This is a genomic window from Eubacterium sp. AF36-5BH, assembly GCF_003460505.1.
Classification (GTDB): Bacteria; Bacillota; Clostridia; order Lachnospirales; family Lachnospiraceae; genus Eubacterium_G.
In genome coordinates this window covers 237,964-250,901 of sequence record NZ_QTVG01000003.1, presented here as the reverse complement: position 1 = coordinate 250,901, position 12,938 = coordinate 237,964, and the positions used below count along the sequence as shown (strand labels likewise).

Annotated in this window: 12 protein-coding genes; all 12 read left to right on the top strand. The window is 32.2% G+C overall.

Features of this window, described 5'->3' with window-relative positions:
• Positions 1-7 precede the first annotated feature (7 nt).
• The 12 genes from DW006_RS04060 to DW006_RS04000 all read left to right on the top strand — a co-directional run bounded on the left by DW006_RS04060 (position 8) and on the right by DW006_RS04000 (position 12,848).
• Positions 8-904 carry an ABC transporter ATP-binding protein gene (locus DW006_RS04060; protein WP_117999155.1) on the top strand — a complete coding sequence of 299 codons (897 nt, stop codon included), beginning with the start codon at positions 8-10 and terminating at the stop codon, positions 902-904.
• Positions 892-2,190, top strand: a complete 1,299-nt coding sequence (locus DW006_RS04055; protein WP_117999154.1) for a hypothetical protein — start codon at positions 892-894, stop codon at positions 2,188-2,190. Before DW006_RS04060 ends, DW006_RS04055 begins: the two co-directional genes overlap by 13 nt.
• A gap of 117 nt (positions 2,191-2,307) precedes the next feature.
• Complete coding sequence (locus tag DW006_RS04050; protein WP_117999153.1) at positions 2,308-3,645, top strand: N-acetylmuramoyl-L-alanine amidase; 1,338 nt, start codon at positions 2,308-2,310, stop codon at positions 3,643-3,645.
• A gap of 13 nt (positions 3,646-3,658) precedes the next feature.
• Positions 3,659-4,474, top strand: a complete 816-nt coding sequence (locus DW006_RS04045; RefSeq protein ID WP_117999152.1) for a Cof-type HAD-IIB family hydrolase — start codon at positions 3,659-3,661, stop codon at positions 4,472-4,474.
• 238 nt (positions 4,475-4,712) lie between these two features.
• Positions 4,713-5,819: an SEC-C metal-binding domain-containing protein gene (locus tag DW006_RS04040; protein ID WP_117999151.1), complete on the top strand. Its 1,107-nt coding sequence runs from the start codon at positions 4,713-4,715 to the stop codon at positions 5,817-5,819.
• Positions 5,820-5,953: 134 nt separating this feature from the next.
• Positions 5,954-7,123, top strand: coding sequence for an FprA family A-type flavoprotein (locus DW006_RS04035; RefSeq protein ID WP_117999150.1), 1,170 nt, complete (start codon positions 5,954-5,956; stop codon positions 7,121-7,123).
• The gene (locus DW006_RS04030; RefSeq protein WP_347475043.1) at positions 7,098-7,676 is read left to right on the top strand and encodes an NUDIX domain-containing protein; all 579 of its coding nucleotides are present in this window, start codon (positions 7,098-7,100) and stop codon (positions 7,674-7,676) included. The genes DW006_RS04035 and DW006_RS04030 overlap by 26 nt, the downstream gene beginning before the upstream one ends.
• A gap of 110 nt (positions 7,677-7,786) precedes the next feature.
• Positions 7,787-8,539: a tRNA threonylcarbamoyladenosine dehydratase gene (locus tag DW006_RS04025; RefSeq protein WP_117999149.1), complete on the top strand. Its 753-nt coding sequence runs from the start codon at positions 7,787-7,789 to the stop codon at positions 8,537-8,539.
• A 148-nt stretch (positions 8,540-8,687) separates the two neighbouring features.
• Positions 8,688-9,815, top strand: a complete 1,128-nt coding sequence (locus DW006_RS04020; RefSeq protein WP_022165427.1) for an ATP-binding protein — start codon at positions 8,688-8,690, stop codon at positions 9,813-9,815.
• Between the two features lie 172 nt (positions 9,816-9,987).
• Positions 9,988-10,890 (top strand): LysR family transcriptional regulator, encoded by a 903-nt coding sequence (locus DW006_RS04010; RefSeq protein WP_117999222.1) that lies wholly within the window; start codon positions 9,988-9,990, stop codon positions 10,888-10,890.
• A 269-nt stretch (positions 10,891-11,159) separates the two neighbouring features.
• On the top strand, positions 11,160-12,275 hold the full coding sequence (locus DW006_RS04005; RefSeq protein WP_117999147.1) for a 5-methyltetrahydropteroyltriglutamate--homocysteine S-methyltransferase: 1,116 nt from the start codon (positions 11,160-11,162) through the stop codon (positions 12,273-12,275).
• A gap of 243 nt (positions 12,276-12,518) precedes the next feature.
• A complete protein-coding gene (locus DW006_RS04000; RefSeq protein ID WP_022165423.1) occupies positions 12,519-12,848 on the top strand; it encodes a helix-turn-helix transcriptional regulator in 330 nt (109 codons plus the stop codon).
• Positions 12,849-12,938 lie beyond the last annotated feature (90 nt).

Genomic DNA, 12,938 nt, shown 5'->3' with positions numbered 1-12,938 from the left:
GTGAATAATGGAAATAAAAATTGAAAACATATCCTTTTGGTATATGTCAAAAAGAAGAAAAGTATTAGAAGATTTTTCGCTACAATTACAGCCGGATAATATTATTGGTTTAATTGGCAGAAACGGTCAGGGAAAAACAACATTAATGAAATTGTTGGCTGGAAAGAATCTACCTGATAAGGGAACAATATTATATGATGGCGAAGAAATAAATAAAATAAATGTAATAAACAAAATAGTTTATGCTTCAGATGAATTAGGTTATATAAATAGAAAATTAGAAAGTATAGTTAAAGATTATAAATTAATGTATAAAAATTTCGACTTGGAATTTGCAGAAAAATTATTGGAATTATTTCAATTAAATAAAAAGGTAAGAATTAAACAGTTGTCTAAAGGTCAGAAAAGTTTATTTAATTTTTGTCTGGCAATGGCAACAAGATCAGAACTTACAATTTTAGATGAACCGGTTGCGGGAGTGGATGCAGTAAGCAGAAGAAAAGTTTATGATGTGATTTTAAGAGATTACATTGAGCACCCAAGAACGATTTTAGTTTCAAGTCATATGTTAGGGGAAATGGAAAATATGTTATCCCATATTGTGATTTTGGATAATAACAATATTGTATATGATGGGGACCTTGATGAAATAAGAAACAAGGCATACAAAGTTACCGGGGAGAAAGAAAAAGTTGAGAATTACATAGTAGGAAAAAATGTATTATACAAAAACATCGGGGCTTTAAATTCAATGGCAGTAGTTGAAGAAGAAATAACTGATAACATAAGGGAAGCATTAGTTAAAGAAGAGTTAGCTTTTGAAAATCTTACAGCAGAAGAATATTACGTGTTTAAGACAACAAAAACGGATAGTGAAAATATGGAGGAATTATGGAAAAATTAGAATTAAGAAATATAAAGGATTTATACAAATTAAGAATAAGACAATTATCAGGTTACATTAAAGGTCTGGCAGTAATAACCATAGGTATGCTTATTTTGAATTTTTGGGAAATAGTATTAATGATGAAAAATACTTCAAATCACTGTTATGCAGTGGAATTTCCGAAAGGGGTATTTGTTTTCGCAGCCTTAATATTAATGATTGTGTTTTCATATAATACAAATATTTTTAAGGAATCAACTGGCATGTATCCACAAAACAGAGTAACAAGATATGTTGCAAGCTGGTTAAGCGATATTACTGTTTTAGGAATTTTTTCATTGCTTGAAGTTGTGTGCGTACTAATTATAAAATTTGTTATATTTATTATTTGCGCTACTACAGACTTTTCTGTTTTCACAAAAATAAATGCAAAATTTATCTTAGGTATAACAGTTTACATTTTAGCTGGCTTCCTGCTCTTAACAGCGGTGATTAAACTTACAGCAACCATTGCAAGAAAGAGCATATTAGTATTGCTGGCAATAGTTATGGGAATACTACTTTTAATAAGAAACGGGGTTATAGTATTGTCAGATTCAGATGCCCAATTTAATGTGGCGGGAAAAGACATTTTAGAAATTTTAATTATATGTGTAATCTTTTTCGTAATTGGTTTTTTACTTGAAAAATACATAAAAGACAGCAAGTTTACAATTAACTACGGAAACATTCTCATGGGTATTGTAATTGCAATGATGATTATGTTACTTGCAGTGACACCACTCCTTTATGTATCATCAGGAACAGAAGAGATGGAAGATTATGTTAAGGGAAATAAAGAAAAAGCTGAAAAGGTGGAATATAGTATTAATATACCGGCAGGCATGAAAGTAGTAGAGGGGAGTTACGGACATAGCGACATGGATGCCATTGGAGTTGAAAATGTAGAAATAAGACAGGGAGATAAAGCAAAAGTAGTTGTTAGAAAATATATCCCAACTACTAAAAGTTCTTTGATAGATGATATTTTTGCTGATTCAGACATTAATGTTTCTGTAGAAAACAATAAATTCGTTATAACTAATAAATCTTTAAATAAGAAATATATAGCATTAAATGTTTATGGATTCCAAAATGCAGATATACAGAGATTCATGGGAAATAAAGTTAAAGATTCTGATGATGACTTGGACGATTTTAAAGAAATGATAAGCAGATATACAACATCTTATCGTGTTGTAATTTATATTCCAAAGGCAAATACATCTGAGAATATAAACTCAAAGTTTATAAAAATTAAATAAATAAGAAACATTTGTGTTATAATGTTTCCTGTAGCTTGATTGAAAGTGATAAAAGTAAGACTGTAGAATGTATTGTTTAAATATATTCTACAGTTTTTAAGAATACAGGAGATAATTATGAGAAAATTAAAAAGAACATTTTATATAGGAACAACTACATTCTTATTAGGTTTGGGAATTGTTTTTTCTAACAATGTTTTAGCCGCAGTGGAACAGGAAACTACAACACAGGTAGAAACAACAACTGTGGAAGAGACTACACCAAATGAAACAACAACCCCGGAACAGACAACACCCGCTGAAACTACGAAACCGCAGGAAACAACAACTGTGGAAAAATACACAGAGTCTAATCTATCACCTGTTAAGTCCAAAATAATTTTGTTAGATCCGGGACATTGCAAAATACATATAGGAGCTCATGGTAATGGCTTAAAGGAAGAAATAATCACATTGGATATTGGACTTGCCTGCAGGGACTATCTTAATAAGTTTGGTGACGTGACAGTTTACATGACAAGAACAAATGGTAATTGTTTATCAACTGCAAGTCTTGCAGGTTGTCTTGTAGCAAGAAATAATATGGCAAAAAGACTAGACGCAGATTTTTTAGTAAGTCTTCACATTAATTCAGACCCAAGCCCAAGCAGAACAGGAGCACTTTTGCTTTCTGCATATAATTCGGGTTACAGAACTTCTGTAGGTATAAAAACAACGGAATTAGGAAAAATAATTTTGGATAATCTTCAGCTGGCAGGGGTGTATAACGGTGGTTTCCTTTTAAGAAAGTCCGATGATTATTATCCAAACAAAGCTAGAGCAGATTACTATTCAATTGTACGAGAAGGCATTTATAACAAGATACCTAGTATTATTGTTGAACATGGATTTATTACCAACAAAAGTGACTGCAAAAAGTTTTTGAAAACAACTGCAAAACGAAAAAAATTAGGTGTAGCAGACGCAAAAGGTATAGTTGCTTATTATAATTTAAGTAAAAAGAACATTTCAGGCACCTTAAATAAAAAGGGAAAATCTACATATTACATTAACTCTAACGGTAAGAAGATTGCAGGCTGGGTTAAGGTAAATGGCAGCTGGTATCATTTTAACAGCAAAAATGCCAAAATGGATAAAGGTTTCATAACTGTAGGAAAAAATAAATTTTACCTTAATTCAAAAACAGGTGTTTTAAAAACAGGATGGTTCAAAGTTAAAAACAAAAAATATCTGGCAAAAGGCAATGGAGTTATATTAAGAAGTAAAATTTATAATGACGGTGTTAGCAGCTACTATTTTAACTCAAAGGGTTATAAGAAAAACGGTTGGGTAACCTACAAAAATGCTACTTACTATTTTTCAAAGAAAAAGGGCATGCTAAAAGGTAAAAAGAAAATAAAGAAAAAATATTATAGATTCAGCAAAAAGACAGGAAAGCTTTTAAGTAAAAGATAGAATGAGGTAGAAAATGGACAAAAAAGTTGTATTTTTAGATATAGATGGAACAATAGTTGATTTCTTTGGTAACATACCTGAATCAACCAAAACAGCTATTAGAAAAGCAAGAGAAAATGGACATTACATGGTTGTCTGCTCAGGTAGAAGTAAATTCCAGATAGCGAAGGAAGTTCTGGACTTAGGAATAGACGGTATAGTTGCAGCAGCAGGAGCGTATGTGGAATATGAAGGAAAAGTTGTTTATCACAAATGTATGACAAAAGAGCAGAGAGAAAAGTTAGGTCATTATTTAAAAGATAACAATTTTATTTTCAGTATTCAAACGGACACAAGACTTATTACAACGGAAAACTGCAAGGAAAAATTAACAGAAGGTTTTGTTAAGGCAGGTGCAAGTAAGAAACATATAGAAAATACTTTTGGTAAAATGGAAATAAGAGAAGATGTTTGGACCCCGGACAATCAGGAGAAAGCTGTTTATCAGACAGGACCTTTTCCGGGAGACAAGGTGGCAGCTGATTTGGCACCTGATTTTGAAAATACACCACTTAGTTATAACAATCAGAAAAACGGTGGTGAGATTACCATTGCAGGTGTTAATAAGGCTATAGGCATGAGAGAATTTTTAAAAGCCGCTCAGGTATCGGTTGTCAATTCAGTTGCAGTTGGTGACGGCCCAAATGATTTTGAAATGATTGAGTTTGCAGGAACAGGCATTGCAATGGGTAATGCAATTCCTGATTTAAAAGACAAAGCAGACATAGTAACAACAGACATAAACAACGATGGCATTTATAATGCTTTTGAAAAACTTGGTTTATTGTAAGAAGTATATTGTCAAAAGTGCAAAAACAAAGAGAAAAATACAGGAAAATCTATGAAAAATACTTAAAATTTTTTCAAACTTAAATTTTTTAGTTTACAATATAAAAAAATCAAAGTAATATAATGTGTGGATTGAAATTGTTTTATGGTGCATAGCACCTGATTTAGAAATTAAATATTTATGGTAAGAATACTTTAAATATAATTAATATACTAAAGTTAAGAGAAAAGGAGTTTATATGAAAGTTGCTAAGTCAGAAAATCGTAAGGAAATATTATTAAAAGATATTTTTGAAGATTTTAATAAAGATGATTTAAAAGATATTGCAAAAATGAAAGGCATTAAAGGCATATCTAAACTAAATAAAGGTCCATTAATTGAAACAATTATTGAAAAAATGTTAAGTGCTGAAGAAATGGTGAAATACTTCCAGTATATGACTGATGAGGAAATCGAAGCATTTAGAAATAGAGATAATAACGAAGAAGATGATACTACAAGCAAGATTTTATATAGTAAATTATATGGTGCTTCATACATGGGTAGAATTTCTGAAAAACAGTATACAGCACCGGCAGATGTAGTTAAAAGATATGAAGAAATTTCAGACGAAGAGTTTGAAGCAAAAAGAAAAATTAACAGTTTTCTTTTCTGTTGCTTAAAGACTTTAGGTTTTTTACACGGTATAGCACCTGTTTCAGTTATTCTTGATATGATGAAAAAAGGTGTTAAGTACGATGAAACAGAAGAACAGCTTATTGAGAGAATTGAAAGTATCCCTTATGAATTAAGTTTATACCAGGTTCACGATGGAAAAGTTTACTATAGTTTCTTTTATCCAAATGACAGAGGTTTAATAAAGGCACAGGGTGACAGAGCATATTATATTCCAACAAAGAAGGAAATTATGTCTCTTGGAACATACGGTATTTTACCTGAAACAATGGAAGCCCAGAACTTTGAAGATTATATGATTCGCAAGATGAACATGACAGAAGAACATGCAACTAACTTATGCCAGCGTGTACAGTCAGAGATTATGTCAGGGGCAGAAATTAGAGAAGTTTTTGAAATGATTAAAAACGAAGAGGGCGTTCATTTAGACAGTGACCTTCAGATTAGTGCCTTGGCACAGTATGTTCAGAATCTTTGGAACAACAGCAGAATGATTTTAAATCGTGGTTTTACACCACTTGAAGCACCAAGAAGAGTTGACTTGAATACACAGAGTAATCAGTCAAAACCAAAGAACACAGGTGTTATACATGGTAAGAAAATTTATCCTAACGATAAATGCCCATGTGGCTCAGGAAAGAAATACAAACAGTGTTGTGGAAGAAAATAAAAAATTAAAAAAATGAGGTTATGACAATGTCAGACCTCATTTTTTATGTAATAAAAATTGCTTCAGAATTTCTTTTCACATACATTATGACGTGATATACTATAAAATAGTTTTGAATTCAAAGGAGGAAGAAGATGAGCGATACATATATTTCAGATGCAATTAAGTACATAGGAGTTGATGACACAGACATAGACTTATTTGAAAGTCAGTATGTAGTTCCAAATGGTGTTTCATACAATTCTTATGTAATTATAGATGAGAAAACAGCAGTAATGGATACTGTTGATGAAAGAAAAACAAGTGAGTGGTTAGATAATCTATCTAATGCATTAGCAGGTAGAAAGGTAGATTATTTAATTGTTTCACATTTAGAGCCTGACCATTCAGGAAGTATTAAGGAATTTACAGAAAAATATCCTGAAGCAAAGATTGTACTCAGTGCAAAGGCATTGGCAATGTTGCCACAGTTTTTTGAAATTGAAAATTTACAGGCAAGAAGCATTGCTGTAAAAGAAGGTGAAGAGCTTAATTTAGGAACTCATACACTTAAATTTGTAATGGCACCAATGGTTCACTGGCCGGAAGTTATGGTGGAATACGAAGTGTCAGAGAAGGTACTTTTTTCAGCAGACGGATTTGGAAAGTTTGGTGCTTTATCAGCAGATGAAGATTGGGCATGTGAGGCAAGAAGATATTACTTTAATATTGTAGGTAAGTACGGTATGCCTGTTCAGACTTTACTTAAAAAAGCAGCAGCCCTTGAAATTAATACTATTTGTCCTCTTCATGGACCAATTTTAAAAGAGAATCTTTCATATTACATTGGCAAATACGCAACATGGAGTAGTTATGAACCAGAAGACAAAGGTGTTCTAATTGCATGTGCATCTATACATGGAAACACTCTTAAAGCCGGTGAAAAAATGGCTGAAATCTTAAAAGAGAAGGGTGTTGAAAAAGTTTCAGTTATGGATTTATCAAGAGATGACATGGCTGAAGCAATTGAAGATGCTTTCAGATATGACAGAATGATTCTTGCAGCAGCTACTTATGACGGCGGAGTTTTCCCGGTTATGGAAGATTTCTTAAACAGATTAGCTCATAAGAGTTACCAGAAGAGAACAGTAGGACTTATTGAAAATGGCTCCTGGGCTCCATTAGCCGGAAAAGTTATGAAGGGGCTGTTAGAGCCAATGAAGGATGTTAAAGTATGCGAGAATATGGTAACAGTTAAGTCTGTTATGAAGGAAGAAAACATAGAACAGATGGAAAAACTTGCAGAAGAAATTATCAATTGTTAATAACAAAAATGAGTTAGGAAAGGTTTATAAGCAAATGGAAAAATGGGATTTGTACACAAAGGACAGAATTAGAACAGGCAACACAATTAACAAAAACGAAGAGGTACCGGAAGGCTTTTACAGAACAGTGGTACATGTTTCTATTTTTAACAGTAAAGGTGAAATGCTTATTCAACAGAGACAGGAAGATAAGAAGTTGTGGCCAAATCTTTGGGATGTAAGTGTCGGTGGCAGTGTGATTGCAGGAGAGACAAGTAGTGAAGCTGCAAGCAGGGAAACTATGGAGGAACTTGGAATTGAGCTTGACTTAAGTGAAGTTAGACCGGCTTTTACAATTAATTTCCATGGAGGCTTTGATGATTGTTACTTAGTTGAAAAAGATGTAGACATTAAGGATGTAACAATTGCTCTAAGAGAAGTTAAAGCTGTAAGGTGGGCTACAAAAGAGGAAATTCTTGATTTAATTGAAAAAGATGAGTTTATTGCTTATCACAGAGCAAAAATTGAATTAATGTTCTTCTTGAGAGACCACGAAGGAACTCATTTAAAATAAAATGTTTGACAAAGATAATTACCACATTTATAATATTTACCTATATTATTACTAGGAATTATAACAATGCGGGTGCAGTGCATCCGCTGTTTATATGTAAGGAGAAAATAATGCTAACACAATTTTCAAGAACAGAATTATTACTGGGAAAAGAAGCAATGGAGAAGTTAAAAAACTCAAGAGTTGCTATTTTTGGAGTAGGTGGAGTAGGTGGCTACGTTGTAGAAGCTTTAGTTAGAAGTGGCGTAGGAACATTTGACTTAATAGATGACGATAAGGTTTGTTTAACTAATTTAAACAGACAGATTATAGCTACAAGAAAAACTGTAGGAAAATATAAGGTAGATGTTTGCAAGGAACGTATATTAGAAATTAATCCTGATGCAAAGGTAAACACTTATAAGTGTTTCTTTTTACCTGAAAATGCTGATGAGTTCCCTTTTGATGAATATGATTACATTGTAGATGCTGTAGATACTGTTACGGCAAAGATTTCATTAGTTATGAAAGCCCAGGAGAAAAATGTAAAAATCATCAGTAGCATGGGTGCGGGAAATAAACTTGATGCCAGTGCATTTAAGGTGGCTGATATATACAAGACAAAGGTATGTCCTTTAGCCAAGGTAATGAGAAGAGAGTTAAAGAAACGTGGTGTAAAAAAATTAAAGGTTGTATATTCAGAAGAGCCTGCGATGACACCGGTTGAAGATATGGCAATTAGCTGTAGGGCAGACTGCATTTGTCCACCGGGAGCAGAACACAAATGCACTGAAAGACGAGCAATTCCAGGCAGTGTGGCATTTGTACCATCAGTAGTTGGCTTGATTATTGCAGGTGAAGTTGTCAAAGATTTATCGGTATAATTTTGATGTAGGTTATTTAACACATGTTTTCTACAGAAAAATATTTTGGACAAAGTAAAAAAAATAATTACAAAAAAGTAGTTATAAAAATAATTATAAAAGATTATCAGTAATCAAATGATACTTATATAATATTTGGAGGAAAATTATGAACATTTCAGCAAAAGAAATGAAAGCATTGGATAAAGATTCATATCAGGTTATAGACATTAGAAGTGAATTGGATATTTCTTATGGTGCCATACCTGGTTCAATACATGTTTCCCCTGATAACATAGAGAATAATGAGAATATAGATTTTTCAAAAAAATTAATTATATGTTGTGCAAGAGGAAAAAACAGTTTAGAAATAGCAGAGAATCTTTGTGAAAAGGGCTATGATGCAGTGAATCTTGAAGGTGGTTACATTGCGTGGCTTATGGACACAATGAACGAAGAAATTGCAGAAAACAAAGCAAAGGATGTAGAGCAGAGTATTAGAAAAAAATATAAGAAAACTATCTGGTCTAAGTTTGCCAAGGCAATAAACACTTACGAACTGGTAAAACCGGGAGACAAAATTGCTGTCTGTATTTCAGGTGGTAAAGATTCAATGCTTATGGCAAAACTTTTTCAGGAATTAAAGAGACACAACAAATTTGATTTTGATGTGAAGTTTTTAGTTATGGATCCGGGTTATAGTCCTGAAAATAGAAAAGTCATTGAAGACAATGCAAAGAAACTAAACATCCCAATTGATATATATGAGTCAGATATTTTTGAGTCAGTATTTAATGTGGAAAAGTCACCATGTTATTTATGTGCAAGAATGAGAAGAGGCCATTTATATAGTTTCGCACAGGAATTAGGTTGCAACAAAATCGCATTAGGTCACCATTACGATGATGTTATTGAGACAATATTAATGGGTATGTTGTACGGTGCTCAGGTCCAAACAATGATGCCAAAACTTCACAGTACAAATTTCGAAGGCATGGAATTAATCAGACCGTTATATTTAATTCGTGAAGATGACATTAAGTCATGGAGAGACTATAACGACTTACATTTCATACAGTGTGCGTGCAAGTTTACAGACACTTGCACAACCTGTAACAATGAAGAAAACAGATCAAAGCGTGTGGAAATAAAAGAACTTATTAAAAACTTAAAACAGGTTAATCCTTATGTGGAGAGCAATATTTTCAAAAGCGTTGAAAATGTAAATTTAGATACAGTTATTTCATACAAGAAATCAGGGGAGAAACATCACTTCTTAGATGACTATGACAGATGAAACTTATGTTGTAAACTGTACTGTTAATGGCGAAACCAAAAGAGGTCGCAAAATAATGTTTTTTGCGGCTCTTTTTAGCTGGTGCTATTGGATGGTTGGTTCAGTAATTGGTGGTGTGGTTGGATATATGTTACAATTTCGTTTATAATTGAAAAAGAAAGGGTTTACAAATATGACTTTACAGCAGTTAAAATATGTGATAGCAGTTGCAGATACGGGAACTTTGACAAAAGCTGCAAAACAGTTGTTTATATCGCAGCCCAGTTTGACTAATTCCATACATGCCCTTGAAAAAGAAATGAACATTGAAATTTTCAGAAGAACCAATAAAGGCATTGTTATTTCAAAAGAGGGTGAGGAGTTTTTAGGCTATGCAAGACAGGTTTTAGAGCAGTCACAGCTTTTAGAGGAAAGATACAAGGGCACAAGTGGCAGAAAATTAAAGTTTTGTGTTTCTACACAGCATTATTCTTTTGCTGTAAATGCTTTTGTAGAACTTATTAAGGAATATGGAAAAGAAAAATATGATTTTAGTTTAAGGGAAACACAGACTTACGAAATCATAGAAGATGTGGCAAAAATGAAAAGTGAAATAGGCGTTCTTTATTTAAATAACTTTAATCAGGTGATTTTAAATAAGGAGTTGAAGTCAAATGAGCTAAAGTTTACTGAACTTTTAGTTGCAAAACCACATGTTTTTATAAGCAGTAAACATCCTTTGGCGAAAGAGAAAAAGGTTACTTTTAAAGATTTGGAAGAATATCCGTATTTGTCCTTTGAACAGGGTGAACATAACTCTTTTTATTATTCTGAAGAAATTTTTTCAAGTGAGGAAAAAAAGAAAAATATTCGTGTAAGAGACAGGGCTACTTTGTTTAATCTTTTGATTGGTCTTAATGGTTATACTGTTTGCAGTGGAGTAATTGATAAGGAATTAAATGGAGCAAACATTATCGCAGTACCGCTTGAGGGGAATGAAAACATGAGAATCGGATATATTACCCACAAAAAATCAGGTTTAAGCCCACTGGGAAAAATATATGTGGAAGCTTTGAAGAAATATATTGGTAAATAAGAAAATATATTTCAAAATAAGTAGTAAATAAATTAAAAAACAAAAATTTATTTCAAAGTGAGTAGTAAATAGATTAGAAAACAAAATTATATTTTAGATCAGGTAAGAAAGATATTAGAAAACATACATTGAAAAGTAGTAATTTAAATATCACAGCCATAGTTTAAAACTATAACCAAGTAAAAGAAAAATGTATTATACAATTTTTTTTATCGTTGATATATTAACATCATAGCAATTAGCAATATATAAACGAATAGGAGAAAAATATGTATAATAAAACACCATTTAGATACGACCACGTTGGTAGCTTTTTAAGACCTGAATATTTAAAAGAAGCAAGAAAGCAGTACGAACAGGGTGAGATTACAAAAGAACAGTTAACAGAAGTTGAAGACAAGGCAATTACTGAACTTGTAGTCAAGGAAAAAGAAATTGGCTTACATGCCATTACAGATGGAGAATTTAGAAGAGCCACATGGCATTTAGATTTCATGTGGGCTTTTGACGGTGTAGGTCACAGCAAGACAGAACATGGTCTTCCATTCCATGGAGAAGATGCTATGATTGATGACACTTATGTAGTTGGAAAAATCAAGTTAAGTGGCAAGCATCCTTTTATTGAACATTATGAATTTTTAAAACAGTTTGAAGATGAGAATACTGTAGCAAAGCTTACCATACCTGCACCGGCTCAGTTTTTAGAACAGATGATTATGCCTTTTGCATGGGAAAATACTAAAAAGTATTATGATAGCAAGGAAGAATTAGTAAAGGACATTGCAGATGGTTATAAGAAATTCATTAAAGATTTATATGACAAGGGCTGCAGAAATTTACAGTTAGATGACTGCTCATGGGGAATGGTTGTTGATCCAAATGCCTGTGCAATTTTTGATACAGATGAGGAAGGCTTAGAAAAAATCAAGAAACAGTTATTAGATATAAATAATTTAGCAATTGACTCAGCTCCGGAAGATTTGACAATAAATACTCATGTTTGCCGAGGAAATTTCCATTCAACTTACGCAAGCTCAGGAGCTTATGACAGTGTAGCTGAAACATTATTTGCAAAGGAAAATGTTAATGCATATTATTTAGAATATGATGATGAACGTTCAGGTGGATTCCAGCCACTTAAGTCAGTTGGTGAGGATAAGAAAGTTGTACTTGGATTAATTACAACAAAATCTCCTGAATTAGAAAACAAAACAACAGTAATAAACAGAATAAAGGAAGCATCTAAATATGTTTCTTTAGACAGATTATATTTAAGTCCACAGTGCGGCTACGCTTCTTGTGAAATTGGAAATAAATTAACAGAAGAACAGCAGTGGGCAAAGATAAAATTAGTAAAAGAAATTGCCGAAGAAGTTTGGGGATAATATTTCAAGTCCGGCTTTAATTTACAAAAGAATATAAAACATAAAAGATAGCATTTTTATAACCCTATTATATAGGATTATGGAAGTGCTATTTTTATTCTTCAAAAAGAGATAAAAACAAAACAATATTCTTGCCATAAAAGAAAAATACACACCCAAGGTATGCACTAAAACTACCAAGGGGTGTAGAATAAAACATTTAAACCATATAAAATTCATATAGAATAACTATGGAGATGACAAATGAAGAAAAAGGAAATAACGAAAGAAAATATTGAAATAGGTCAGCGTGTTAAGGCACTTAGAAGAGAGCATAATCTGTCTCAGGAAAAAATGGCATCAATATTGGGGATTGAGTCAGTTCCTTTTTATCAGAATATTGAAAAAGGTGAAAATGATTTACAAATAGACAGATGCATAAAACTTAGTAAGTATTTTGACGTTAGTACAGATTACATATTAAAAGGCGAGGTTAGCGACTGTAGGGAGTTTCAATTGTATTTTGAAAGCCTCAGTGGCAGAGAGAAGAAAAGAGAATTTGATATATTGTTAAACAAAACATTTAGTAAATAATTATAGCTAAATAACTAAATTGAAGCAATTCAATCAAAATGGCTAAGTTTAATAAATCAAAATAATTAAATTTGAAATTTTTAAAAGGAA